We start from the raw sequence: 25,530 nt of genomic DNA on the forward strand, positions 1-25,530 counted from the left end.
CTTTCCAGCTGATGCCCTTTGGAAAAGCTGCCATGACCGTCCCGACTACCCTGTTGCTTCCTTCCGGCCAGGAACTCCATGGCCACTGGAGTGAGGCTGTACTGACCTTGAGCTTGAACGGCCGTCAGCTGGCGACTGCGACCGGTGTGGATGATCTCTGGCAGGTCAGGGAGCTGGCTGCCGAGCAAGAGTCCAGTCTCTGGTGCCTGGCCTACTGGCTGCTGGTGCGCAGCGTCGCCGACCAGCTTGAATGGCAGGGCTTGTCGCCGGACTTGGCAAATCGCAGTGGATTGGTGCTTCGGCGTACCGATGGCGCCTTGGTCACCGAGCGTACGGCGTTCTGGCAATTGCCAACCCCGTGGCTGCGACAGCCCGCCACGACCCCCTGGCCGCAGACCTGGGCCTGGAGTGGCGCGATCCGCCATCTGCGCCGGCCTCCCAAGCCGGAAGGAGAGGTCTATCGGCGCTTCGACACGCGCCTGGGTAGCTGGATCTCTCTGCGCACACTGGATCTGACGGTCGATCTGCCGAGTTTTCATCGCTGGCAGAATTCGCCGCGAGTCGCCGCCTTCTGGCAAGAGGAGGGCAGCCTGGAGCAGCACCGCGCCTATCTACAGCGCCTCGCCGAGGATCCCCACGTCCAGACGTTGATCGGCTGCTTCGACGACGAACCCTTCGCCTACTTCGAGGCCTACTGGGCCAAGGAGGATCGCATCGGACCCTACTATGGCGTCGGCGATCACGACCGCGGCCTGCACATGCTGGTTGGCGAGGAAGGGCATCGGGGGGCACATAAGGTCGCTTGTTGGCTGCCCGCGGTGGCGCACTGGTTGTTCCTGGACGAGCCGCGTACGCAGCGCCTGGTCTGTGAGCCCCGAGCGGACAACGAGCGCATGATCGCCCATCTGCAACGTCAGGGTTTCTATCGACAGAAGGACTTCGATTTTCCGCACAAGAGAGCCGCGCTGATGCTGCTGGAGCGCGAGCGCTTCTTCGACCGTTGCGTGCTGGCCTGAGGCCACGCCTGACGGTGCGCGGAGACAGGCCTTGGAAGCTGTTCACGATCTGCTGCGCGTCGGCCAAACGGCGTTGAAAATGCTTTCGAAATGCTCATCTACCACGCGTAAACTGCGCTTTCTCAAGCATTTGATTCGCTGGCGCTCACCCTACGGGCCAGCCGTTGGCTGTTACTCCCGTTGGTCGTTGCGCCTTGTTTGTCTCTAGCTCGCGAGATCGTGAACAGCTTCTTTAGAGATGAAAGCTGAGCGGGCGACCATTCACGGGGTGCGGAATCACGCCCATGGGAATGCCATAGATGGATTCCAGCGTCGCGCCGTCCATGAGTTCTTCTGGGCTGCCCTGGACCAGCAGACGACCGCCGTGCAAGGCCACCAGGTGGTCGCAGTAGCGTGCCGCCATGTTGATCTCATGAAGGACTACCACCACGCCTAACCGAAGACGGTGGCTGAGCTCGCGGATCAGTTGCAGGACCTCGACCTGATGGGCGATGTCCAGTGCCGAGGTCGGTTCGTCCAGCAGCAAGTAATTCGTATCCTGAGCCAGCAGCATGGCCAGCCAGACGCGTTGACGCTCGCCACCGGACAGGCTGTCCACCAGCCGCTCGGCGTACACCTCGGTATGGGTGAGCTGCAGCGCCCGCTCGATGGACTGGCGATCTGCGGCACCAAAGCGACCCAGGGCACCATGCCAGGGGTAACGGCCAAAGCTGACCAGTTCCCGTACGGTCAGGCCATCGGCCGCCGGCAGTTGCTGCGGTAAGTAGGCTACGCGGCGTGCGAAGTCCCGGTTATTCCACTGCGCCAGAGGCCGTCCGTCGAAGGTGATTTCGCCGGCACTCAGCCCTTGCTGGCGGGCAAGCAGCTTGATGAGCGTCGACTTGCCCGAGCCGTTGTGGCCTATGAGACCGACGACCTGCCCGTCCGGCAGATGCAAGTCGAGCGGCTGCAACAGAGCACGGTCACCGAGGATGAAGGAGGCGCCTTGGAGTTCGAACATGGAGACAGCCGCAGAGGAAGATCGAGCCGGCAGCCTAAAACAAGCGAGAATGCTTATCAATGTTGCCGCTGCTGGTGCTGACGGACTTGTGGTCGGCGGTCTCGCGATCCTCGGTGTGCCAGGCGCGTATCACGTCTGTCGGTCGCCAGGTTGCCTGGGGCTTAGCAACGCGTGCATGGCCCCGACGGGCTGGTGTGAAGTTATCTACACCATGCTGGCGGCGCTTTTTCGCTGCAGAGGCGGACCTCCTGTGCGGCATTGCCGCGAATCGCCAAAAAATCACTCGCCCATTCTTGCGCGAACGTCTGAAACACCACACTGGATAGTCGCCCGTTATGCGGATTGCCTCGCGACTGCGCAGGCACAAAGAGCGACTAAAAAACCTGCTGCGCGTCCGCCAGGTGGGCGCGTGCAGTGCTCGGAATTCTCATGTACCGCTCGTACACTTGCGTGCACCCGCCTGACAGCCCGTTCGCGATAATTTGTCAGCCGCGCTAAACAGCCGCGTGCCTCGTTCGTCCTTTAAGGGAGCGGGCTTACGAGGCTGTTGCTCTGCAGGGGCACGTCATGAGCTATTGCGGCCACGCCGCTTATCCTTGGGGCGCCCATTGCCGTCTGTATGCCGGTGGAGTTTTCATATCCAACCCAAAGCTTTCTCGCGGCTACGGGGGCCAGGCGTAGGGGCCCTGTTGCGCAGAGGCCTGGGGAAAGTGGCGTATGTCCCTTGCTGATCTGCCAGCCAGGGACAACGTGAGCACGGAATACTTCTGCGTCTTCCCTGGCGATGGGGGCCTCTTCGACTAGTGACGCTGCCGGAAGTTTGATGGTATCGGCGTGCTTGGCCCCAGCAGGCCGGTTGCCCAAGAGCCTGTTCAATGTCTCGCGAGCCAGAGCCAAACAAGGCCCAGGTGGCCCCGCGAAAATAGCTGAGGAAGCGCATCGGACCCGCGCTCGGGTTCACGAGTGGTAAATGAGCATTGCGACGGGCCGCCGAGGTGGGGCTGGCCTTCCAGGGCATTTTCCAACGCCGTTTGGCCGACGCGCAGTAGACTTTGAACAGGTTCTCTAAGGTAGGTGAATGACACCTGATCTAATCTTCATAGGATCGCTCAATCGATGATTCCCGCCTTGGCGCCCCTCTTCAGCGGGCCGCTTCAACCGTTCTCCACCATGTTGCGCTTGCCCAAGGCAGGAGAGGAGGTAGTACCCCTCAGTCGCGTATTGGCTGGCGGGCTGACAGAGGTGTTGCAGAACTATGGCGGCGACCCCGACCTCGATCAGCGGGCGCTGCTCTCGGTATGGTCCAAATACTACTTCTCCCGGCTGATTCCGCCGGTCGCGGCGGCCTCGCTGCTGCGGCGCTGGCGTTTGCCGGTCGCTGTCGATCAGTTGGGGCTGGTCTTGAATGATGCCTGGGTGCCGGAAGCCTTCGTGTTGCCTCACGGTGGCGAAGCTTTCGCGGAAGATCCCCTGGATGTGCTGCAGCCGCTGGTGCTTGAAAATCTTCGGCCTTTCATCGAAGGGGTTTGTGCGCAAGTGAAGCTGTCGCCCAAGGTCCTCTGGAGCAACGCTGGCAACTACCTGGAATGGTTTGTCGGTGAGTTGCGTAAGGCAGGGTTTCCCGCCAGTACCTTGCCGCCCTTCGATCACTGGCTCGAGCAGCCATATGACGCTCAGGGTGTACGCAATCCGTTGTTCAAACCGGTGATCTACGTCGAGCTACCCCTGGCGGGTGATGCCGCGCGGACGTCCTGGCAGTGGCGACAGCGACGTGTCTGCTGCATCCGCTACCGGTTGCCGGACGAGGACCTCTGCAGCAATTGCCCGTTGTTGAAGGATCCTCAGCCCGAGGCATCGGGCTAGCAGCTGTGGGCGGTCGCTGCGCCCGGGAATTTTCCGGCAAGCGCCTGAGCGAGCTGACCGTGCACCATCGTGACCAACCACGACGACAATCCCCAGGACGGCTCCAGCTGAGAACTGCTGTGCCTCTATTGCCACGACAACGAGCACGGCCGCTACACCGACCAGCGGTACTTCTGCGACAGCTCCCTGAGCACCCCCAAGGTGGTCCAGGCCACCCACAACCCCTTCGCGGGGCTGGAGTGGGTGTTGAGAAAGGATTAATCCCGAGCGAAGGTTGGGTTTAGCCCGATTTCAACCAGTTAGCAGCTATTCATCGCAGCCATGGCGGTCCGCCGATGCGGCCGCTCCTACGGGAGCATCACGCCTCTGTAGGAGCAACTGTCTTGTCGCGGTCATGCCGGTGCGCCGTAGCGACCGCTCTGGTTTGGACTATCGCGGCCATGGGCCGCTCCTACAAAAGCCTCATCACCTGTAGGAGCGGCCCATGGCCGCGATGTGTGGTGGGCGGGGTTGAACGAGGTTGGGTCCTGGCGGTTCAGGCCCTGAGCGGCGGCACTTATCCCCATGCGCTGCTCGGTTGCCAGCTTGCCCTGGCAACCGAGCTTCGGCTTAAGAAGACGTTAAGCCTCGCGCCCTAGGCTGCTGGAATCGGGCCGGTTCGACGGCCTGCAGCCTGCGAGACGCGCATGAGCATCGGACCTTCGAAGACGAGGCCCTGGCTGAGGCGAGCGGCCTTGGCCTTGGCGGTCAGCCCCTGCATGGGCAGTGCCTTCGCCGAGATGACGGTGATTCGGGCGGAAGGCAGCGCCGCGACCACTACCTCCGCATCGGTGTACTTCAATGCGGGGGTGAACGATCGCTCGATCAGTTCGTTGCTGGCGGCCCTGAGCGACATCTCCGCGAAGTATCCGGGCACCCAGAACGTCAATCTCTATATCAACAGCTCGGGCGGGAGCATGGAGGCGGGCTATGTCGCCTATGAATTCCTTCGCCGCTATCCGCTCAAGGTGAGTGCCATCAATGCGGCGACCACGGACTCCGCCGCCACGATGCTCTATTGCGCCACCGCCGACCGCTATGCCGAGCCACTCTCGCGTTTTCTCCTGCATCCGGCCGCGGTCGGCATTGCCATGAGCGGCTACCTCAAGCCTGACCAGGCCAAGCAGGCGTTCGAGGATGCCGAGCAGGAAAATCTCAAGTTCAGCGACATCTACAAGGACTGTCTCAAGCTGCCCGCGAACGACATCGCCACGCTGCTCTCCTCCGAAAGCAACCGGCGCCGCCTGGACTACCCGGCCGCCAGGAGTCTCGGGCTCATCACCCAGGAACTCGATCAGCTACCGCGAACCCCCGACCGGGCGACCTACTTCATCACCGATGGGGGCGGTCGATGAACTCGCCGCGGGTGCCAGGCGTTCAATGAGCGTTGCGAGCAGTGGCCTGTAGGCCTGAGTCAGTTCGGACGAACCCTGGTAGAGCGCCTGACCGCGCACCGGGCCTGCCGGATTCTCTAGCCTCACGGCAATGCCGGTATAAGCCGAGTCGGGACGGAGACGCCACCGACCCGGTGTTCCAAGCCGGCGATATCGACATGATCGTGCCGGGTAGGTATCTGCACGATATCTCCCGCTCCTTCATCTGCTCCGGCAAGGCACCTACGGCCCATCAGGCATCGCTGCTGCAAACGGCCTGCGACCCGCTTTGCCACAACATCGATCTGATCAAGGCGGGTTTGACCTATCGCGAGTTCGCCGAGTGCTGCTGGCCGTTACCCAAGAAAGTCGAGCATAGCCGCTACATGATGATGGCTCACGGCTGCGGTCTGGCCGATGAATATCCCTGCATGGCCTACGCGGTGGATTGCGCAGAGTGGGGCTACGACGGTGTCTTCGAGGAGAATCGGTGAGCAGGGCGCGGCAGAAGGGGTGAAGCTAGAAGAGCAATTACTGATCACCAAGGAGGCAGCGGTGAAACTGTCCAGTACGCCGTTGCTGGATGGTCCGGAGGCTGGATAGAGGTTATTTGGCTGAGTGCAGGAGGCGCTGCCGCCTCTTGCTGGCAGAGCTCGTTCAAACTCCCTACTGAATGTCTGTCTGGCGAAGCACTTTGGCAATGGAAAAAACGCCCCGACCTCACGGCCGGGGCGTTCCTTTATCTACCTAACCTACCCACTCAAACCGCCGCACTGCGCTCCTTGATCTCCTGGTGCAGGATGCGGTCGTTCTCGGAGTAGTCCACCGGGCAGTCGATGACGTGGACGCCGGGGGTGTCCAGGCAGTGCTGCACCAGCGGGGCGAAGGCGGCGGCGCTTTCCACGCGGTGGCCCTGGGCGCCGTAGCTTTCGGCGTAGCGGACGAAGTCCGGGTTGCCGTAGTCCAGGCCGAAGTCCTCGAAGCCCATCTGCGCCTGCTTCCAGCGGATCATGCCGTAGCCGTCGTCGCGCAGGATGATGACCACCAGGTTCATCTTCAGGCGCACCGCGGTTTCCAGTTCCTGGCTGTTCATCATGAAGCCGCCGTCGCCGCACACCGCCACGATGGGGGTGTTGGGGTGCACCAGGCGTGCGGCCATGGCCGACGGCAGGCCGGCGCCCATGGTGGCCAGGGCATTGTCCAAGAGCACCGTGTTGGGCATGTAGGCCTTGTAGTTGCGGGCGAACCAGATCTTGTAGATGCCGTTGTCCAGGGCGACGATGCCATCGGAGGGCAGCACGTTGCGCATATCGGCCACCAGGCGCTGCGGATAGACCGGGAAGCGGTCGTCGGTGGCGCCTTCGGCGACGTGGGCCTCGTTGGCTTCGCGGATGTGCAGCAGGCGGTCGAAGTCCCAGGTGGGCTGGACCTCGATGCGCTCCTTGATCTCCCAGATGGCGTTGGCGATGTCGCCGACCACCTCGACCTGGGGGAAGTACACCGGATCGACTTCGGCGGAGCGGAAGTTGATGTGGATGACCTCGGTGCCGCCACGGGTCATGAAGAACGGCGGCTTCTCGATCACATCGTGGCCGATGTTGACGATAAGGTCGGCCGACTCCAGGGCGCGGTGCACGAAGTCGCCAGCGGAGAGAGCGGCGTTGCCCAGGAAGCGCGGATGGCGCTCGTCGACCACGCCCTTGCCCAGTTGGGTGGTGACGAAGGGGATGCCGGTCTTCTCGATCAGCTGGCGCAGGACACGTGCGGTCATCTTGCGGTTGGTGCCGGCGCCCAGCACCAGCACCGGGCTGCGGGCGTTCTCCAGCTTGGAGACGGCGGCGGCGATGGCCTTGGCCTCGGCCACCGGACGGCGGCTCAGGCTCGGCGGCACCGGCAGGCTCTCGGTGTGCTCGTCGGCGATGTCTTCCGGCAGTTCCAGGTGCACGGAGCCGGGCTTTTCTTCCTCGGCGAGGCGGAAGGCCTCGCGAATGCGCGACGGGATGTTGTCGGCGGAGGCGAATTGGTGGGTGTACTTGGTGAGCGGCGCCATCATGCGGCACACGTCCAGGATCTGGAAACGTCCTTGCTTGGATTTCTTGATCGGCTTCTGGCCGGTCAGCATCAGCATCGGCATGCCGCCCAGGTAGGCATAGGCGCCGGCGGTGACCAGGTTGGTAGCGCCTGGGCCGAGGGTGGAGAGGCAGACGCCGGTCTTGCCGGTGAAGCGGCCGTAGGTGGCGGCCATGAAGCCGGCGGACTGCTCGTGGCGAGTCAGGATCAGCTTGATCTGCGAGGAGCGGCGCAGGGATTCGAGCAGGTCCAGGTTCTCTTCACCGGGAATGCCGAAGATGTATTCCACACCCTCGTTTTCCAGGCAGCGAACGACCAGGTCGGAGGCCTTCATCATGAGTCTTGTATTCCTTGTAAGGGTGGGTGGCGAGCGCCTGAAGCGCCTCCTCGTGAGGCGCAGCCGCAACTGTACTCAGGAATGACGAAATATTTCAAAACAAGGCGCAGCCAGCTTCCGCAACTGTGACGAATGGTCACAGCGGAAACGATTCACGCAGCGCAGCGTTGGAGCGTCGCGCTGGGCCGCAGCAGTTGGACGCCGGCGAGCAGCAGGCCGAAGGCGGCCACGACCAGGGCCGGTTGCAGATTGCCGGCGAAGTGACTGCTGGCCGCGCCAAGCAGCGGACCGAGCAACTGGCCGGTAGCGAAGCTGGCGGTGAGGACCCCGGCATTCCGCTGTGGAGTCGTCGGCGCCAGTTCGCGGCCGTGTTGCATCACCAGCTGCATGCAGGCGAGGAAGGGCCCCCCGCAGAGCAGCACGCCGAGGAACAGCGCCAGGCTACCCGGCAGCAGGCAGAGCAGCACCCCGGTGGCCTGCAGCCAGAGGGTGGCGATCAACCAGCGGCGGGTATCGGTGCCCGGGCGTCTCAGACTCACCAGCACCACGCCGAGGGCCGCCGCCAGACCGTAGCCCGGCCAGAAGAGATCGGCCTGCCACTGGCCATGGAAACGGCTGGCGGCCATCTGCGACAGGAAGGTAGCCGGCAGAATGTAGCCGACCCCGACCAGGCCATAGGCCAGGATCAAGCGGTTGAACGCCGGGGAAGGCTTGGCGGGCGCGGCGCTGGTAGGCAGCGGGGTGGCCGGACCGCGCCGGGGTAGCAGGGGCAGCAGCGCCAGGGTGGCGACGGTGGCGAGCAGGCCGTAGCTCAGCCAGAGCTGGCTGGAGCCGCCGCCCAGGCGATTGCTGACCAGGGCCATGAGGCCACTGACGAGGATACCGACGCCGGGACCAGTGAAGATCAGGGCGCCAAGGCGTGGTCGACCGGCCTCGGCGGCCAGGGGCTGGCTCAGGCCAGTCACCATGACCAGTACCCAGGCACTGGCCAGGCCGGTGCCGAAGCGCAGCAGCGCCTGGGCGGCCAGGCCATAGGCCAGCAGCGAGGCCAGGGTCAGACCGGCGCAGAGCCAGAGTCCCCCGACCAGGCGCGCATGGGTACGGCGGGCGAAGAGGGCGTCCAGGGCGCCGAGCAGATAGCCCAGGTAGTTGGCCGCGGCCAACAGGCTGGCGCCGGTGAGGTCGATCTGGCCCTCGGCGATCAGGTGGGGCAGGGCGGGGGTGAGGGCGAAGCGGCCGATGCCCATGGCGGTGGCCAGGGCCAGCAGGCAGGCCAGCAGGCGAGTAGTGGCGGTCATCGCAAGACTCCAGTAGCGAGCGGATGAGTACAGCCTAGGCCTTGAAGTTAATCAATAAAAACGAATAATAAAGAAATAGATGTTCAGCCAAACAGAAAGGGTGATGGTCATGGAGTTCGCCGAGCTACGCATCTTCCAGGCGGTGGCCGAGGAAGGTTCCCTGGTAAGGGCCGCCGAGCGCCTCAACCGGGTACCGTCCAATCTCTCCACGCGCCTGCGCCAGCTGGAAGAAAAGCTCGGTGTAGAACTGTTCCTGCGCGAGCGTCAGCGGCTGCACCTGACGGCCGCCGGCCACCGCCTGTTGGACTATGCGCACCGGCTGTTCGCGCTCGCCGACGAGGCGCGCAGCGCGGTGCAGGATGGCGAGCCGGCCGGTACCTTCGTGCTCGGCTCCATGTTCAGCACCGCAGCCATCCATCTGCCAGGGCTGCTGGCGCGCTATCACCAGCGTCATCCCAAGGTGAATCTGCAGGTGCACAGCGGACCCAGCGGGGAGCTGGTGGAGGGCCTGCTGGCCGGTCGCCTGGACGCCGCCCTGGTGGACGGTCCGGCGCCCGATGCGGCGCTGGAAGGCCAGCCCTGGTTCGAAGAACGCCTGGTGCTGATCACCGGGCTGGAGCATGGTCCGGTCCGTTCGCCAGCCGACGTGGCCGGGCGGCCGGTATTCGGCTTTCGCGCCGGCTGTTCCTATCGCCGCTACCTGGATACCTGGTACGCCGCCGCCGGTGTGCCCAGCGGACCGGTGATGGAGATCGAGTCCTACCACAGCATGCTGGCCTGCGTGATCACCGGCGGCGTAGCGCTGATGCCGCAGTCCATGCTCGACAGCCTGCCCGGCCGCGAGCGGGTGCAGCGTCACGAAATCGAGGCTCGCTTCACCCGCGCCACCACCTGGCTGATGTGGCGCAAGGGCCGCGAAGGTGCCAATCTGCGCAGCTGGCTGGCGTTGCACGAGAGCCTGGAGACTGCCCGCGAAGCTGTTGCTTTGGTGTGATGATTGCCCGATCCTAGGCGGCGGACTCCTACCGTCTACCGAGGACGATCATGATAAGAATAGCCATCGTCGGTTTGGGCAAGATCGCCCGTGACCAGCACCTGCCGGCGCTCCAGAGCAATCCCGACTACGAACTGGTCGCCGTGGCCAGCCGCAACGCCCAGCTGGAGGGCGTTGCCCACTACCCTAGCCTGAGCGCCCTGCTGGAAGACGGCCCGCCCATCGACGCCGTGTCCCTCTGCGCTCCAGCGGCGGTGCGCTACGAACAGGCCCGCGAGGCGCTGGCCGCCGGCAAGCACGTGATGCTGGAAAAGCCCCCGGGCGCGACCCTGAGCGAGGTGGAGGCCCTGGCGCGCCAGGCCGAGGCGGCGGGTCTGTCGCTGTTCGCCACCTGGCACTCCCGCCATGCCCAGGGCGTGCAGCCGGCGCGCGAATGGCTGGAAGACAAGCGCATCCAAGGGGTGCGTATCGAGTGGAAGGAAGACGTGCGCGTCTGGCACCCGGGCCAGGCCTGGATCTGGCAGCCGGGTGGCATGGGCGTGTTCGATCCGGGCATCAATGCCCTGTCCATCGTCACCGCCATCCTGCCGCGGCCGTTCTTCCTCAAGGAGGCGACGCTGCAGGTACCGGGTAACTGCCAGACCCCGGTGGCCGCGCAACTGGCCTTTGTCGACAGCGCTGGCGTGCCCATCGCCGCCGACTTCGACTTCCTGCAGACCGGCCCCCAGACCTGGGACATCCACGTCGACACCGAGGCCGGTCGCCTGACCCTGAGCAAGGGCGGCAGCGAGCTGTACCTGGACGGCCAGCTGACCCACCAGGGCCCCGACCGGGAATACGCCGGCCTCTATGCCCGCTTCGCCGAGCTGGTCGCCCAGAACCGCTCCGACGTGGACGTGGCCCCGCTGCGCCACGTGGCCGACGCCTTTCTCTATGGCCGGCGCGAGACGGTGGCGGATTTTCACGAGTAGGGCCTCCCTCACCCCGGCCCTCTCCCCGGTGGAGAGGGGTGGCATGGTGGGCTCTTGTAGGTTGGGCTGAGCGCAGCGAAGCCCAACAGGGCTACGCCTCGCATCCCCTCATAGGCTCGTCCACAACAAACGGATGGCCATGCTGAAAAAGGCGCAGGCGAAACCGATACTCAGGCCTTGCGCCAGGCGCGGGCTGGCAACCAGGCGCGTCCTCATCTGCGCTGCAAGCAGGCCGTACAGGGTGAATACCACCCACGTCATGCCCATGAACACGCCGGACAGAAGCAGCGCCTGGGTGAGCGGCGCGGCAGATTGCCGGTCCAGGAATTGCGGCAAATAGGCAAGAAAGAACAGGGTTAGCTTGGGATTGAACAGGTTCAGCAGGACGGCTTGCCGGATGATCTGTCGATCCCCGTTGGGATAGGTGGCGCCCGTGCTCCAGGCGCTGGCATTGCGGATCTGCCGATAGGCCAGGTAGAGCAGATAGGTCACTCCCAGATAGCGCAGGCCCTCCAGCACTAGCGGCCGGGCTTGTAGCAGCGCTGTCAGGCCACAAAGGGTCAGCAGCAGGTGAGGCAGGATTCCGAGGGTACAACCTGCGGCGGCCAACAGCGCGGCGCGGCGTCCATAGGTAGTGCCGACCGCTATCGTCAGCAGGGCGCCTGTCCCTGGCGACGCGACCACGATGAAGGTAGTCAGCAAGAAGTCGAGTGTCATGACTGTTGACTCGCCCCAGAAAACGCCTGGCCTATCACGGCTACCCAGGCACCAAGGTCGATGTCTGTAGCTTTCTGGCGCGAGGCCGGGAAGTAATCTTTGAATGCGTGCACGGCTGATACCTGTCAGGGAAACAGGGTCTTAGCCTGGCCGGCGTTGGCATTCAGCGTCTTGAACGAAATTGCAGGCTGACTGATGCCTTGGCGTAGGCACCGGGCGGGTAACCGTAGGTACGCTTGAACAGTCGAGTGAGATGGCTCTGATCGGCGAAGCCCGAAGCCGCAGCGCTTTCGACCAACGACATGCCCCCCAAGATCAGCCGGCGTGCCTGCTGCAGCCGGCGCTGAGTGAGATAGGCGTGGGGGGTAAGTCCTGTTGCCCGGGTGAAGGCGCGGAGCAACTGATAGCGGCTCAGCTCGGCAGTCTCAGCCAACTGGGCGAGGGTAGGAGCTTTCAGCGGAGCTTCATCGAGCTGCTCTCGTGCCCGGACAATACCGGCTGGAATGGCACAGCGTTCCAGTAGTCGAGGCTGGAGCAAACCACTTAGCAACAGGATGAGGCTTTGTTCCCATGCCAAGGGGCTGGCCTCGCTGTCCGGGCTCACCGTAGCGATGAAGGCGTTGGCGAAGCCCTGTGACAGGCGTCTATCGGCAATACGCGGTTGGCTGAATTCCACCTGGCGGGCGTGCCCGAGAACATCCTGTCCCACGTCGGCGACCAGGCTGGGATGCAGATAGAGCATGCGCCAGGCGCGGCCGGTTTCATCAAAGGGCGTCCCGTCGTGTACCTCGCCGGGATTCACCGTGATGACATCTCCTGGACCGGCCTCGACCAGCCCTCGACCGCTCAGGGATTTCTGCGCGCCCCGGTGGATCAGGTCGATACCGAAGTCGTCATGGGTATGACGGGCGAAGGTGCAGGACGTATCGGCCACCATCGCTTCAATGCCTGGTTGCTTGCAGGGCAGCGGTCGCACGAAAGAGGATTTGCTGGGCGCCATGATCGATCCTGACTGATCGGAAGGCTCAGCATGCGTTTTTTAGCGGTGATTGTCGCCACGTTGAGCCTTTGAAACTGCCCTCTCCCAGAGAGAGGGGCGTCAAGGCGGGGCTCGTGTAGGTTGGGTTGCGCAAAGCGAAGCCTAACGGGGCTTGGCTGTTGGGCTTCGACGGTGGAGCCGTCTCAACCCAACCTATGAGTTAGCGGTCCCTCACCCCAACCTTCACTAGGGGAGAGGGGGCGTCCAGAGCCACCGCTGCGTTTTCGTAGGTTGGGTTGAGCGAAGCGAAGCCCAACAAGGGTGTCTGGCATGTTGGGCTTCGACGATAGAGCCGTCTCAGCCCAACCTACGGTTCAGTAGCCTCCCTCACCCCAGCCCTCTTCCCGAGGGAGAGGGGCGCTCAGCCCCGGCGTAGGGTGGAAAACGGCGCAGCCTTTTCCACGCGGGCGTATCAACGCCGCTCCAGCAACACCCCACTCTCCATGTGGTGGGTCCAGGGGAACTGGTCGAACAGGGCACTGCGGGTGATGCGGTGGGTGTCGTGCAGCTGGGCGATGTTCTCGGCCAGGGTCTCCGGGTTGCAGGAGATGTAGAGGATGCGTTCGACGCGGCGGGTCAGCTCGCAGGTATCCGGGTCCATGCCGGCGCGAGGCGGGTCGACGAAGACGGTACCGAAGCGGTAGCTCTTCAGATCCACGCCGGCCAGGCGGCGGAAGGGGCGGACGTCGTTGAGCGCCTGGGTCAGTTCCTCGGCGGAGAGCCGCACCAGGCTGACGTTGTCCACGCCATTGCTGGCCAGGTTGTGCAGGGCTGCATTGACCGAGGTCTTGCTCACCTCGGTGGCCAGCACCTTACGCACGCGGCTGGCCAGCGGCAGGGTGAAGTTGCCGTTGCCGCAATAGAGCTCCAGCAGGTCGTCCTCGCGCTCGCCCAGGGCGGCGTGGGCCCAGGTCAGCATCTTCTGGTTGACCGTGCCATTGGGCTGGGTGAAGCCGCCTTCCGGTTGCAGATAGCTATAGGTCTTCCCAGCCACTTCCAGTTCCTCGATCACATGGCCACGGCCGATCACCAGGCGCTGGCCGCGGGAGCGGCCGATCAGGCTGACGCCGAGGTCGGCGGCCAGGCGCTCGGCGGCGGCTTGCCAGGCGGCGTCCAGCGGACGGTGGTAGGCCAGGGTGATGAGGGCGTCGCCACTCAGGGTGGTGAGGAATTCCACCTGGAACAGCTTGAACGACAGCGCCACGTCCGCCTGCCAGCCGGCCTTGAGGCGCGGCATCAGGTCGTTGATGCGCTGGCTGGCGATGGGAAAGGCTTCGATGAGGATCGGCGTGTGCTTGTCGCCCGGGGCGAACATGGCGTAGTGGCGCTCCTCGTTTTCCCGCCACAGGCGGAATTCGGCGCGCAGCCGGTAGTGCTGCAGCGGCGAGGCGAAGACTTCGGGCTCAGGCGCCTGGAAGGGCGCCAGCAGTTCGCGCAGGCGGTCGGCCTTGGCGTCGAGTTGAGCCTGGTAGTCGGCGGGAGCGAAGGAGGGTTGGGACATGGGTAGATCCGCAGCAGGGGGGTAAGAGGCTTTTCGATGTCTTGCGAGCCAAAGACGGGCAAGGCCTGGGCGGTCCCGCAAAAACAGCCGAGAGGACCGGGCACGCGGGCGAGTTTACAAGTAATGAATGAGCATTGCGTCGGGGTCGCCTGGACCGGGTGGGTGATCCGGGCCACTTTCCACGCCGTTTGGCCGACGCGTAGCGGAGGTCGAGCAGGCGCCGAGGCGGGGGATACCTCGGGGCCGGAGCCCCGAGGGGAGGGGTCAGGCGTTGAACCAGCCCAGCTTGATGACGAACAGGATCGACAGCACGATCAGTGCCGAATTCAGCTCGCGGGTGCGGCCGGAGAGCAGCTTGATGACGGTCCAGGTGATGAAGCCGAAGGCGATGCCGTTGGCGATGGAATAGGTCAGCGGCATGGCCAGGGCGGTGACCAGCACCGGGGCGGCGGTGGTCAGATCGTCCCACTCGATCTCGGCCAGGCCCGACGTCATCAGCACGGCGATGAAGAACAGCGCCGGGGCGGTGGCGAAGGCCGGCACGCTACCGGCCAGGGGCGCGAAGAACAGCGCCAGCAGGAACAGCACGGCGACCACCACGGCGGTAAGACCGGTCCGGCCACCGGCGGAGACGCCCGCGGCGGATTCGATGTAGCTGGTGGTGGTGGAGGTGCCCAGCAGCGAGCCGAACATGGCGGCGGAGCTATCGGCGATCAGGGCGCGGCCCATCTTCGGCAGGTGGCCGTCCTTGCCCATCAGGCCGGCGCGTTTGGCCACGCCGATCAGGGTGCCGGAGTTGTCGAACAGGTCGACGAACAGGAAGGCGAAGATGACGCTGATCAGGCCGACGTCCAGGGCGCCCTTGATGTCCAGCTGCAGGAAGGTCGGCGCCAGCGACGGCGGCATGGACACCAGGCCGCCGAAGGCGCTGACGCCCAGGGCGATGGCGATGACGGTGACCGCCAGGATGCCGATCAGCACCGCGCCGGTGACCTTGCGCGCCTCCAGCACGACGATCAGGAAGAAGCCGAGGATGGCCAGCAGCGGACCGGGCTTGGACAGGTCGCCGAGGCCGACCAGGGTGGCCGGATTGCCGACCACGATGCCGGCGGTCTGCAGGGCGATCAGCGCCAGGAACAGGCCGATGCCGGCGGCGATACCCGAGCGCAGCGGCAGCGGGATGCTGTTGATGATCCATTCACGGATGCGGAAGATCGACAGCAGGAAGAACATCAGCGCCGAGAGGAATACCGCACCCAGGGCCACCTGCCAGGTATGACCCAGGTGCAGCACCACGGTGTAGGTGAAGAAGGCGTTGAGGCCCATGCCCGGGGCGAGGGCGATGGGGTAGTTGGCGATGAGCCCCATGAGCGCCGAGCCGATGGCCGCGGCCAGGCAGGTGGCGACGAAGATCGCGCCCTTGTCCATGCCGGTCGCGCCGAGGATGCTCGGGTTGACGAACAGGATGTAGGCCATGGCCAGGAAGGTGGTGACCCCGGCCAGCAGTTCGGTGCGGACGGAGGTGTTGTGAGCCTTGAGTTGGAAGAGTCTTTCCAGCATGGGATGCCTCGTACGCGCCGGTCTGATCGGAAAAAACGGCGCGCATCATAACAGTTCGGTTGACACGGGTAAGACCCAGGGCCTACCCCCAAATCGGCATCAGATCGAGCACTGACCGGTTGGTCAACTTTCAGGGGCATGGCCGCTGACCGAATCGCCTGCATTGCGGGCCAGGCGGAAGGCATCCAGGGTGCTCAGGATGCCGAGCACGGCCACTATGCAAAAGGCTAGCCGAAAGTCCGTCAGCTGCGGATCGAGGTGCCCGTGCCACTCCATCGAGGCGCGCAGCAGCAGGGCGGCAACGGCCACGCCGAGGCCCATGGCGAGCTGGAAATTGGTGCTGAAGAGGGTGGAGGCATGGCTCATCTGCGGCTTGGGGATATCGGCGAAGGCCAGGGCGTTGCCGGCAGTGAATTGCAGCGAACGGAACACTCCGCTGGCGAATAGCAGGAGCATGATCAGTGGCAGCGGCCAGGCCGGCGTGAGCAGGCCACAGGCCAGCAGGCTGAGCGCACTGAGCAGGCCGTTCACCGTGAGGATGCGGCGCAGGCCGAAACGGCGCATGGCGGCGGTGGTGAAGGGTTTGGCTGCCAGGTTGCCGGCGAACAGCGCCAGCAGCAGCAGGCCCGCCTGGAAGGCGTCCAGGCCGAAAGAGAGCTGGAACATCAGCGGCAGCAGGAAGGGCGCGGTGGCGATGGTGACGCGGAACAGTCCGCCGCCGAGGATGGAGGCGCGGTAGGTCGGAATGCGCAGTGTGCCAAAATCGATCAGCGGTCGTTCGATGCGTACCATGTGGCGCACCGCTTTGGTGCCAAGAATCAGTCCAATCCCCATCCAGGCAAGGTTGCTGCCCAGGCTGCCTTGATTCTGGCCGAGGCGTTCCACGCCCCACATGAAGGCAACGCAGGCGCCACCCAGTAGCAGGAACCCGCGCCAATCCAACGGATGGCGCTGGGTCGGCAGGTCGGCGGGCACCAGTCGCCAGGCCAGCAGCAGAGCGATCAGGCCCAGCGGCAGGTTGAGATAGAAGATCCAGCGCCAGTCGGCATAGGTGGTGATCAGGCCGCCCAGGGGCGGGCCCAGCACGGGCGCCACCAGACCGGGCCAGGTGATGAGCGCGATGGCCCGCACCAGTTCGTGCTTCTCCGTCACCTGCAGCACCACGAGGCGCCCCACGGGCACCATCAGGGCACCACCGATGCCCTGGAGGATGCGCGCGGCGATGAACTGTTCCAGGGACTGGGCCATCCCGCAGAGCAAGGAGGCCAGGGTGAAGACGCCAATAGCCAGGGTAAAGACCGGCCGCGGACCGAAGCGCTCAGCGATCCAGCCGCTCACGGGAATACCGACGGCGATGGCCAGCAGGTAGGCGCTGATGCCCAGGTTGAGGTCCACCGGATCGCGACCGAAGGACAGGGCCATCTGCGGCAGGGCCGTGGCGATGACGGTGGCGTCGAGGTTTTCCATGAAGAAGGTGAAGCTCACCAGGCAGGCGAGCAGCTTCCAGCGTTCCATGAACAGGCTTTCTGGCGGAAGAGGTGGGCTACTCTGCCTGACGTGCCCCGGTGGGCGCCAGTCCGCTGTCCCTGGCGTGTACACGAAAAGTCAGTGGATTGGCCTGCGCCTGCCGGGTCGGGCTGCTACAGTCAGCAGAAGACTGGTTCGATAGTCGTCAGCGCCGCGAGGAAGCCGTTGCATGAAGGACGTGATAGACCGCCACATCATGGTGATGGCCGAGGCCAAGCGCCTGCTCGAACGCGGTAGCCAGGCCAAGCGACAGCACCAACGCTATTTCCTCAACTTTCTGACCCTGCGTCAGGAAACCTCGCGGCTCACCCAGCAGGCCTTCCGGCTGAGCTGCTCCCTGGACGCCTTCTCCACCGACCGCTCGCGGCAATTGCCCCCGGTGCTGACCCTGGTGAAGACCGCGGAAGAGTCTTCGCCGAGCTAGTGTGGTGTTCCAGACGTTGACTACACAATTTTGGCGGCGCTTTTTGTCCGCAGCGGCGGACCGCCCTGGACGTCGTTGCCACTCCTCGCCATAGCCCTGCTATGACTCGTCGCGGCGCCTGGCCCATTCGGGGCGCCGAACCGAACAAAAATCACTCGCCAATTCTTGCGCGAACTTCTGAAACACCACACCAGGCGCAGCGGCCGTATGTATCTGTGGAGCTTTTCCCCTGACCCCGGGGTCATAACCTGGAACGCAGAGGAGATATACCCATGATCAAACAATCGCTGCTCTCCCTGGTGCTGGGTACCGTCGTGCTGGGCGGCGCCCTGCAGGCGCAGGCGGCCGAGTCGACGACGCCGGTCAAGCCCGATGCCAACAAGGAAGCCTCGGAGCCTACCAGCTCGCAATACCAGAACAAGGTGAACCAGAAGGAAAGCAATCAGGGGGACGAGGCCGTGACCCATGACCCCGACCATCCCACCTTCGAGCTGGAAGAGGGCGGCCGGGCGCCGCGCAAGTACATCCGCGACGACTACGTGATCAAGGACTGGAAGAAGCACGGCCTCGAACAACCGGGTGAAGACAGCCAGTGGGTGAAGATCGGCGCGGACTATGTCCTGATCAAGCGCAGCAACGGGGTGATCGATAAGATCGTCAAGGCCAAGCCCTGAAGTTCGGCCAGGGCCGATGCGCCCTTGGCCCTGGCAATCATATGACTACCGCGTCATGCTGAAACGCCCATCCGGAGTTCCAGCATGACCACCGAGATCCGCGTAGTCGCCATCCTGCAAGCCCGGCCCGGTCAGGCCATCGCGGTCGAGCGCGCCCTGAGTGCCATCGTCGCCCCCTCCCGCGCCGAGGCGGCCTGCCATTTCTACACCCCGCACCGCGATCCAGGCCATGAAGGTCGCTATGTCTTCATCGAGCGCTGGGCCAGTCGCGAGGCCCTGGCCGAGCACGAGCAAACTCCCCACTTCAAGCGGCTGCTGGCCGATCTGGACGGTCTGCTGGTCGAGGCGCCGCAGATCATGATCCTTGAGGAGCTGCCGCTGGCCTGAGGCGTACGACATCCCGCTGTCACCCGCCTGCGCCATGCTGGGGTCTTTGCCCGGAGTCCTGGATGAATACCTCGAGACGTCAGGCGCTCGGTCTGCTCGGCTTAGGCCTGAGCGCCTCCTGGTTCGCCGGTTGCGGCGCTCGCGATCCGCGACCCGACCCCTTCACCCTGGGCGTCGCCAGCGGTGATCCGAGCGCCGATGGCTGCGTGATCTGGACTCGCCTGGCGCCCGATCCGCTGGCTATGGACGGCCTGGGTGGCCTGCGTGGCCCCGTCGAGGCGCGCTGGGAAGTGGCCCTGGACCCAGGCCTGCGCCAGGTGGTGCAAAGGGGCACGGTCACGGCGCTGCCGCAAATGGCCTTCAGTCTGCCGGTTACCCTCAGGGGCCTGGCCCCGGGGCGGCCTTACTGGTACCGCTTCACCGCCCTGGGCCACCAGAGCCGGATTGGCCGGGCCACCACCCTGCCGACGCCTGCCAGTACGCCGCAACGCCTGAAGCTGGTGGCCGCATCCTGCTCACACTACGAGAAGGGTTTCTTCAGTGCCTATCGGCACATGGCCGACGAACAACCGGATCTGGCACTGTTCCTCGGCGACTATATCTATGAGTCGAATGTGCCTCCGCTGCTGCCGGCAGCTCGTCGACATGGCCTGCCAGAGGCCCGCGACCTGGCGAGCTACCGGCGGCGCTATGCCCTGTATCGTACCGATCCCGATCTGCAGTACCTGCACGCCAACGTCACCAGCCTGCTGACCTGGGACGACCACGAGGTGCAGAACGACTATTCCGGGGCCTGGTCGGCCGATCCCACCGTCAGCCCCGCGGCCTTCGCCCTGCGGCGTCAGGCGGCCTACCAGGCCTTTCGCGAGCATGCGCCGCTGCGGGGCTGGCGGACCCAGGCCGCGCAGACACGTCTCTATGACCGCTGGCGCTTCGGCGATCTGGCCGAGCTCCACCTGCTCGATGGCCGCCAGTACCGCAGCGCGCCGGCCTGCGCGACGTCCCGGACCCGCGGCGGTCATCTGGTCGCACCGGATTGCCCGGGCCTGCGCGATGCCGGGCGCAGCATGCTCGGCCAGGCGCAGGAAGACTGGTTGATGGACGGCTTTCGCCATAACACCACCCAGTGGAACCTGATCGCGCAGGACCTGCTGCTGGCGCCCCTGCGGCAACGCCTGCCCGATGGCGATCCCGCACGCTGGACCGATGGCTGGGATGGCTATCCGGCCACCCGCGAGCGTCTGCTCGCGGCCATGGCCGATAGCCGCCTGGCCAATCCGGTGACCCTGGGTGGGGACATCCATTCGTTCTGGGTGACGGATCTGCACCGCGAGCCGGAAAACGAGGCCAGCCCGGTGGTGGCGAGCGAGTTCGTCGGCACTTCGGTCACCTCGGACGGCCCGGATTACCGGCGCTTCCAGGCGCTGTTGCCAGAGAATCCCCAGGTACGCTTCTTCGACAGTCGGCAGCGCGGCTACCTGGCCCTGGAGCTGACGCGGGAGCGGTTACGGGTGGATCTGCGCACGATTTCCGACCGCACCCGCCCGGATGCCGCGCGTGGCACCCGGGCGAGTTTCGTGGTGGAGGCAGGGCGGCCGGGGGCCGTCCCGGCATAGCGGACGTCAGACGAACAGCGACAGCAGCATGATGAAGGCCAGGGCCACCACCGAGAGGATGGTTTCCATCATCGACCAGGTCTTGAAGGTCTCGGCGACGGTCATGTTGAAGTACTGCTTCACCAGCCAGAAGCCGGCGTCGTTGACGTGGGAGAGGATCACCGAGCCGGCGCCGGCGGCCAGCACCAGCAGTTCCTTGTTCACGCCGGGCACCAGGGCCACCACGGGGGCGACGATGCCGGCGCCGGTGATGGTCGCCACGGTGGCGGAGCCGGTGGCCACGCGGATCACCGCCGCCACCAGCCAGGTCAGCAGGATCGGCGAGATCTGGGTCTGTACCGCCAGGTTGCCGATCACCTCACCGACGCCGCTGGCCACCAGCATCTGCTTGAAGCCGCCGCCGGCGCCGACGATCAGCACGATGGCCGCCACCGGCGCCAGGCTCTGGTCGAGCAGCTTGACGATCTTCTCGCGGGAGAAGCCGCAGGCGGTGCCGAAGCTGTAGAAGCTCAGCAGCAGTGCGGCGAGCAGGGCGGTGATGGGGTGGCCGATGAAGTCCATCCAGATGCGGAAGTGGTTGTCGGCGGCGAAGAAGATGTCGGCGAAGGCCTTGAGCAGCATCAGGATCACCGGCAGCAGCACGGTGAAGACGGTGATGCCGAAGCCCGGCAGGTTGCGGTTGTCGGTTTCCTGGGCGATCTGGGCGACCAGCTCGGGATTGGCCGAACCGGGGATGCTTTTGGAGATCCAGGCGCCGAAGAGGGGGCCGGCGATCATGGCGGTGGGCAGGCCGACGATCAGGCCATAGAAGATGGTCTTGCCGATGTCGGCACCGAACACCCCGACCGCCAGCAGCGGGCCCGGGTGCGGCGGCACCAGACCGTGCACGGCGGACAGGCCGGCCAGCAGCGGGATGCCCAGCTTGACCAGCGACAGGCCGGTGCGGCGGGCGACGATGAACACCAGGGGGGCCAGCAGCACGAAGCCGATCTCGAAGAACAGCGGGATGCCCACCAGGAAGGCGGCGAACATCATCGCCCAGTGCACGCGCCTGATGCCGAAGGCACGGATCAGCGTCTGGGCGATCTGGTCGGCGCCGCCGGAATCGGCCATCAGCTTGCCGAGCATGGTGCCCAGGCCGAGCAGGATGCCGACGAAGCCGAGCACGCCGCCGAAGCCGTCCTGGAAGGATTTCATGACCTTTTCCACCGGCATCCCGGAGGTCAGGCCGAGAAAGCCCGAGGCGATGGTCAGGGCGATGAAGGGATGGACCTTGAACTTGGTGATCAGGAGCACCAGGCCGATGATGGTGATCGCGGCGTCGAGCAGAAGGAAGCTGTTGTGGTCCATGCCGAACATGGCGCCTCTCCTATTGTTGTTGTGGGCAAGCTAGAGGGTGTGCTTGGGTAGCGCTGTCTCGTCAGGCCGGCTGAGCCAGGCGCGTCGAGGTGTTCCACCAGGCCGTGACCTGGGTACCGATGGCGGACAGCGGATCTCGGGCATCCACTACCAGCGTAGCCGGTTCACCGTGGGGTGCCTCGAGGGCGGCGAACTGGCTGTCGATCAGGCTGGCGGGCATGAAGTGCCCCGGGCGATTGGCGACGCGTTGGGCGGCGGTCTCGCGGGTCAGTTCGAGGAAGACGAAACCGAGGCCCGGTACGGCCTGGCGCAGTTGATCGCGATAGCGACGCTTGAGCGCGGAGCAGGTCAGTACCGGGCGTTCGCCGGCGGCCACGGCAGCGGCCAGCTCTTCACCCAGGCGGGTCAGCCAGCCGGCGCGGTCAGCGTCGTCGAGGGGAATGCCGGCGCTCATCTTGGCGATGTTGGCCGGGGGGTGGAAGGCGTCGCCTTCGATCAGGCGGCCACCATCCTGCTCGGCGATGGCCGCGCCGACGCTGCTCTTGCCACAGCCTGCGACGCCCATGACCACCAGCGCGGGAATGGGAGTGTTCATCGTCACCTCCGGTCTGAGATAGCGCTACCTCCGAAAGGAGAAAAAGGTAGCGGCTTTCAGTTCTTGTCGATCTTGTTAGCCGAATGCCCATGCGCGTCAGACGAGCACGCCAGGCTTGTAGTGTCTGGTGAGACAGCGCTACCTTAGGCGCGTTCTCCGTCGCTGACAAGCCTGAAACCATAACAATGAATCGAACGGGTTCTCGTAGTTCCGGCCGGCCCACCCTCACCGAGGTGGCCCTGCAAGCCGGCGTTTCCCCCATCACGGCGTCTCGCGCGCTGCGCGGCGTCGCCACCGTGGCGCCCGAGTTGGTCACCCGCGTGCAGGAAGCGGCCGCGCGACTCGGCTATGTCACCAATCCGGCCGCTCGTGCGCTGGCCTCGGCCCAGGGCCATTCGGTGGTGGTGCTGGTGCCTTCGCTCTCCAACCACCTGTTCATCGAGCCGCTGGAAGCCATCCATGAGGTACTGCGGCCACGCGGGCTCGAGGTGCTGATCGGCAACTACCACTACGATCCCGAGGAAGAGGAAAAGCTGATCCGCAACTACCTGGCCTATCAGCCCCGGGGCCTGTTGCTGACCGGCTTCGACCGCACCGAGACGGCGCGCCAGCTGCTGGCCGCCAGCCGGGTGCCGCGGGTGCACATGATGGAGCTGGACCCGGACGCCGGGGTGCCGAGCGTGGGCTTCTCCCAGCGAGAGGCGGGCGCTGCGGCCGCACGGCATCTGCTGGCCGCGGGACGCCAGCGCCTGGGTTATGTCGCCGCCCAGCTCGATCCCCGGGCGCTGGCGCGGGGCGAGGGCTTTCGCCAGGTGCTGCGCGAAGCCGGTTGCTACGACCCGAGCCTGGACGTGCTGGACCCCCAGCCCTCGTCCGTCGGACTGGGGGCGGAGCAGTTTCGCGCCTTGCTGGCCCGGCGCCCGGACGTCGATGGCCTGTTCTTCTGCAACGACGACCTGGCCCAGGGCGCGCTGTTCGAGGCGCAGCGCCTGGGCATCGCCATTCCGGAACGGATTTCGGTGATCGGCTTCAACGACCTGCCCGGCTCGGCGCACACGGTGCCGCGGCTGTCGTCCATCCAGACCCCCCGCGCTGCAGTCGGCCGCCAGGCGGCGACACTGTTGCTGGGCCTGCTCGATGGCCGTAGCCAACCGACCTGCGTGGATCTGGGGTTCGAACTGGTGAGTCGGGAGAGTGTGTAGGGGGCTTGGCGGATCATGGCCATGGGCCGCCGATATGGCCACTCCCAAGGGAGGGAAGACGGCTGATCCCGATCTTGCCGGGGTTATGGAGATGAGCGCCTGCTCGGATAGCTCCTCTCCCTTCGGGTGGGGGTTGGAGTGAGGGCGACTCTCGCCACGCAGGCCCAGTGGAAAAGGCTGCGCCGTTTGCCACGCTACGGCGCTGAGTGGTCTTTATCGCGGCCACGGGCCGCTACTACAGGGTGTGATGCTTCTGTAGGAGCTGCCCGTGGCCGCGATAAGGGTCCGCTCCGCCAACGGAACATCCATTTCCTGGCATCGATCACCGCAGCGGGCCGCCATGGCCGCGATCACATTAGATTAGAGGCCGTCTACCGCAACGGCTTGGCCAGAATCCGCGACTGGCCATGGAAATCCTGCCGCGCATAGAAGGCCTGGGCGTCGCGGTTGAATTCCATGACTTCCAGGCGGATCTCGTCGGCGTCGTTGTCCTTGGCCCAGGTTTCCACCTCGGCCAGTAGGCGGGCGCCGACGCCGTGGCGTCGGTGGCTCGCGGCCACCACCAGGGTACCGATGCGGCAGAGGATCAGCGGTTGCAGGAAGGAGATGGCGCGGGTATCGGACAGCCGGGCGGTAACGAAGCCCACCAACTGGTCATCCGCCTCGGCGACGAAGAGCGCGCCGTCCTCGGGATCCAGCTGCGCCGCCCAGTAGTCCTGGTCGCGCCAGCCACCGGAGGGCGTGGCGAAGGTTTCGGGGGCATGGTCATGATGCTGCGCGGCAAGCTGTTCGGCCAGCCGGCAGATGGCGGCGAGATCGGTGACGTAGGCGGGGCGGATGCGCAAGCAGGAGTCTCGCAGGCAGGAGTCGGGTTTCACCTTACGCCCCGGTCGTGGCGTTAGGAAGCATCCGCGTCCAGTGCCTCGTACCAGTCGGCATAGGGCGTGTTCTTCGCCAGGTGGCGGTTGTAGTCGGGAGCGCCGTCGGTCCACCAGACCGGGCCGCGCTCACCCAGGGCGCGCTTGGCCTCGTCCACCGCGGCGCGGGCGGTGCGCAGGGCGGCTGCGTCGTCCTGGCGTTTGGCAGCGCCCACCTGACGCCGCGCGTCCATCAGGTCGTGCGTCAAGGCTTCGCGGCGCTCGCTCGAAAGCGCGGGATCGGTACAGCGCCAGAGGCGTCCTCTGACCACGAAGTAGCGTCCGTCCGGGGTGGTGAGGTAGCGCATGGGGGAGACCCCTTCGTCAGTCGTCGATGTCGAGCAGGGCACGGCAGTCAGGGTAATTCGAGCAGGCCCAGAATTCCCGGCCCTGGTGGCGCCCGCTACGGGCGCGGCGCCGCACCATGGGGGCTTGGCAGTCCGGGCATTGCGGTGCCAGGGCCCGACTCGGCTCGCTCGCGCGCAGGCGTGGGCGGCGCCCGCCGAACACGGCGTCGCGCACGGCACTGGCGGAATAGCGCGCCGCGGCCGGAATCTCCACCAGGCGCAACTGGGCCGCTTCGCATACCGACCGCACGAAGCGGTCCCGTTGCTGGCGGTGACGTTGCAGGTGCGAACGGTCGTTGAGTTCCACCACGGCGTGCACGGCGAGGTCGTCGCGGCGGCAGATGGCGAAGTCGAAGTGCTTGGCGTTGATGCGATTCTGGGCGACCAGGTAGCGGCGGCGGTCGCGCAACGGCAGGGTCTGCACCACGTCGGCGATGCGTACCTTGCCGAACACCCGGTAGTCGTCACCCACGGCTTCGTCGAGTACGGCGAGGAAGGCTTGTTCGGCGGGGGTGAACAGGGCCTCGACCTGGCGATAGGGAAAAGCGGCCTGGCGGCGGCGCTGCCACCACCAGGATGCCCCCAACAGCAGCAGTCCAACCAGGACCGCCAGGGGCAGGTAAGGCTCGTACATCGTGAACTCCAACAGCGGGGCGCCATGATAGTGAGTTCTGGCGCAGGACAGCAGCGGCGGCGACGAAGGG

The 25,530-nt window shown here is 65.4% G+C and carries 23 protein-coding genes and 2 pseudogenes; 12 read left to right on the top strand and 13 right to left on the bottom strand.

Going from position 1 to position 25,530, the window contains the following annotated elements:
* Positions 1 to 32 precede the first annotated feature (32 nt).
* Complete coding sequence (locus tag AR540_RS04275) at positions 33 to 1,016, top strand: GNAT family N-acetyltransferase (protein WP_059226599.1); 984 nt, start codon at positions 33 to 35, stop codon at positions 1,014 to 1,016.
* A gap of 232 nt (positions 1,017 to 1,248) precedes the next feature.
* Here the strand turns inward: AR540_RS04275 and AR540_RS04280 are convergent, their stop codons facing one another.
* A complete protein-coding gene (locus AR540_RS04280; protein ID WP_059226600.1) occupies positions 1,249 to 2,016 on the bottom strand; it encodes an ATP-binding cassette domain-containing protein in 768 nt (255 codons plus the stop codon).
* Positions 2,017 to 3,132: 1,116 nt separating this feature from the next.
* Here AR540_RS04280 and fhuF point away from each other — a divergent pair.
* The 4 genes and pseudogenes from fhuF to AR540_RS04295 form a co-directional block, all read left to right on the top strand.
* Positions 3,133 to 3,879, top strand: coding sequence for a siderophore-iron reductase FhuF (gene fhuF / locus AR540_RS04285; RefSeq protein WP_059226601.1), 747 nt, complete (start codon positions 3,133 to 3,135; stop codon positions 3,877 to 3,879).
* Positions 3,880 to 3,884: 5 nt separating this feature from the next.
* A pseudogene (locus AR540_RS24585) lies at positions 3,885 to 4,140 on the top strand (YajD family HNH nuclease); the annotation flags it as partial.
* 425 nt (positions 4,141 to 4,565) lie between these two features.
* Positions 4,566 to 5,273 (top strand): ATP-dependent Clp protease proteolytic subunit, encoded by a 708-nt coding sequence (locus AR540_RS04290; RefSeq protein ID WP_082706905.1) that lies wholly within the window; start codon positions 4,566 to 4,568, stop codon positions 5,271 to 5,273.
* 158 nt (positions 5,274 to 5,431) lie between these two features.
* A pseudogene (locus tag AR540_RS04295) lies at positions 5,432 to 5,894 on the top strand (aminopeptidase P family protein); the annotation flags it as partial.
* Between the two features lie 157 nt (positions 5,895 to 6,051).
* Here the strand turns inward: AR540_RS04295 and AR540_RS04300 are convergent.
* Complete coding sequence (locus AR540_RS04300; protein WP_059226604.1) at positions 6,052 to 7,698, bottom strand: acetolactate synthase large subunit; 1,647 nt, start codon at positions 7,696 to 7,698, stop codon at positions 6,052 to 6,054.
* A 152-nt stretch (positions 7,699 to 7,850) separates the two neighbouring features.
* On the bottom strand, positions 7,851 to 8,996 hold the full coding sequence (locus AR540_RS04305; RefSeq protein ID WP_059226605.1) for a YbfB/YjiJ family MFS transporter: 1,146 nt from the start codon (positions 8,994 to 8,996) through the stop codon (positions 7,851 to 7,853).
* Positions 8,997 to 9,105: 109 nt separating this feature from the next.
* Here AR540_RS04305 and ptrR point away from each other — a divergent pair, with 109 nt between their 5' ends.
* Together ptrR and AR540_RS04315 are read left to right on the top strand one after the other, a co-directional pair.
* On the top strand, positions 9,106 to 9,990 hold the full coding sequence (gene ptrR, locus AR540_RS04310) for a putrescine utilization regulator PtrR (RefSeq protein WP_059227944.1): 885 nt from the start codon (positions 9,106 to 9,108) through the stop codon (positions 9,988 to 9,990).
* A 50-nt stretch (positions 9,991 to 10,040) separates the two neighbouring features.
* Complete coding sequence (locus tag AR540_RS04315) at positions 10,041 to 10,961, top strand: Gfo/Idh/MocA family protein (protein ID WP_059226606.1); 921 nt, start codon at positions 10,041 to 10,043, stop codon at positions 10,959 to 10,961.
* A 108-nt stretch (positions 10,962 to 11,069) separates the two neighbouring features.
* Here the strand turns inward: AR540_RS04315 and AR540_RS04320 are convergent, their stop codons facing one another.
* The 5 genes from AR540_RS04320 to AR540_RS04340 all read right to left on the bottom strand — a co-directional run bounded on the left by AR540_RS04320 (position 11,070) and on the right by AR540_RS04340 (position 17,293).
* The gene (locus AR540_RS04320; RefSeq protein WP_059226607.1) at positions 11,070 to 11,678 is read right to left on the bottom strand and encodes a LysE family translocator; all 609 of its coding nucleotides are present in this window, start codon (positions 11,676 to 11,678) and stop codon (positions 11,070 to 11,072) included.
* A gap of 163 nt (positions 11,679 to 11,841) precedes the next feature.
* A complete protein-coding gene (locus AR540_RS04325) occupies positions 11,842 to 12,678 on the bottom strand; it encodes a helix-turn-helix transcriptional regulator (protein WP_059226608.1) in 837 nt (278 codons plus the stop codon).
* 451 nt (positions 12,679 to 13,129) lie between these two features.
* Positions 13,130 to 14,218, bottom strand: a complete 1,089-nt coding sequence (gene trmA / locus AR540_RS04330; RefSeq protein WP_059226609.1) for a tRNA (uridine(54)-C5)-methyltransferase TrmA — start codon at positions 14,216 to 14,218, stop codon at positions 13,130 to 13,132.
* Between the two features lie 264 nt (positions 14,219 to 14,482).
* Complete coding sequence (locus AR540_RS04335; protein ID WP_059226610.1) at positions 14,483 to 15,778, bottom strand: NCS2 family permease; 1,296 nt, start codon at positions 15,776 to 15,778, stop codon at positions 14,483 to 14,485.
* Positions 15,779 to 15,901: 123 nt separating this feature from the next.
* Positions 15,902 to 17,293, bottom strand: a complete 1,392-nt coding sequence (locus AR540_RS04340; protein ID WP_059226611.1) for an MFS transporter — start codon at positions 17,291 to 17,293, stop codon at positions 15,902 to 15,904.
* Between the two features lie 181 nt (positions 17,294 to 17,474).
* On the opposite strand from AR540_RS04340, the gene AR540_RS04345 reads away from it, so the two are divergent.
* From AR540_RS04345 to AR540_RS04360, 4 genes are all read left to right on the top strand, one after another.
* The gene (locus AR540_RS04345) at positions 17,475 to 17,729 is read left to right on the top strand and encodes a hypothetical protein (RefSeq protein WP_059226612.1); all 255 of its coding nucleotides are present in this window, start codon (positions 17,475 to 17,477) and stop codon (positions 17,727 to 17,729) included.
* Positions 17,730 to 18,001: 272 nt separating this feature from the next.
* A complete protein-coding gene (locus tag AR540_RS04350; RefSeq protein WP_059226613.1) occupies positions 18,002 to 18,403 on the top strand; it encodes an RcnB family protein in 402 nt (133 codons plus the stop codon).
* 84 nt (positions 18,404 to 18,487) lie between these two features.
* Positions 18,488 to 18,790 (top strand): putative quinol monooxygenase, encoded by a 303-nt coding sequence (locus tag AR540_RS04355; RefSeq protein WP_059226614.1) that lies wholly within the window; start codon positions 18,488 to 18,490, stop codon positions 18,788 to 18,790.
* Between the two features lie 62 nt (positions 18,791 to 18,852).
* Entirely contained in the window at positions 18,853 to 20,406 is a 1,554-nt protein-coding gene (locus tag AR540_RS04360) for an alkaline phosphatase D family protein (RefSeq protein WP_082706906.1), read from the top strand.
* A 6-nt stretch (positions 20,407 to 20,412) separates the two neighbouring features.
* On the opposite strand, the gene AR540_RS04365 is transcribed toward AR540_RS04360, so the two are convergent.
* Both AR540_RS04365 and AR540_RS04370 read right to left on the bottom strand, forming a co-directional pair.
* The gene (locus AR540_RS04365; RefSeq protein ID WP_059226616.1) at positions 20,413 to 21,765 is read right to left on the bottom strand and encodes a GntP family permease; all 1,353 of its coding nucleotides are present in this window, start codon (positions 21,763 to 21,765) and stop codon (positions 20,413 to 20,415) included.
* Between the two features lie 61 nt (positions 21,766 to 21,826).
* Positions 21,827 to 22,360 (bottom strand): gluconokinase, encoded by a 534-nt coding sequence (locus AR540_RS04370; RefSeq protein WP_059226617.1) that lies wholly within the window; start codon positions 22,358 to 22,360, stop codon positions 21,827 to 21,829.
* Positions 22,361 to 22,545: 185 nt separating this feature from the next.
* On the opposite strand from AR540_RS04370, the gene AR540_RS04375 reads away from it, so the two are divergent.
* Positions 22,546 to 23,562: a LacI family DNA-binding transcriptional regulator gene (locus tag AR540_RS04375; RefSeq protein WP_059226618.1), complete on the top strand. Its 1,017-nt coding sequence runs from the start codon at positions 22,546 to 22,548 to the stop codon at positions 23,560 to 23,562.
* Positions 23,563 to 23,933: 371 nt separating this feature from the next.
* On the opposite strand, the gene AR540_RS04380 is transcribed toward AR540_RS04375, so the two are convergent.
* The 3 genes from AR540_RS04380 to AR540_RS04390 are packed head-to-tail and all read right to left on the bottom strand — an operon-like array spanning position 23,934 to position 25,460.
* Complete coding sequence (locus tag AR540_RS04380; RefSeq protein WP_059226619.1) at positions 23,934 to 24,407, bottom strand: GNAT family N-acetyltransferase; 474 nt, start codon at positions 24,405 to 24,407, stop codon at positions 23,934 to 23,936.
* Positions 24,408 to 24,460: 53 nt separating this feature from the next.
* Positions 24,461 to 24,787, bottom strand: coding sequence for a hypothetical protein (locus AR540_RS04385; RefSeq protein ID WP_059226620.1), 327 nt, complete (start codon positions 24,785 to 24,787; stop codon positions 24,461 to 24,463).
* A 16-nt stretch (positions 24,788 to 24,803) separates the two neighbouring features.
* Positions 24,804 to 25,460 (bottom strand): DUF2726 domain-containing protein, encoded by a 657-nt coding sequence (locus tag AR540_RS04390; RefSeq protein WP_059226621.1) that lies wholly within the window; start codon positions 25,458 to 25,460, stop codon positions 24,804 to 24,806.
* Positions 25,461 to 25,530: the final 70 nt, after the last annotated feature.

The organism is Pseudomonas sp. EpS/L25, assembly GCF_001512295.1.
GTDB lineage: Bacteria > Pseudomonadota > Gammaproteobacteria > Pseudomonadales > Pseudomonadaceae > Chryseomonas.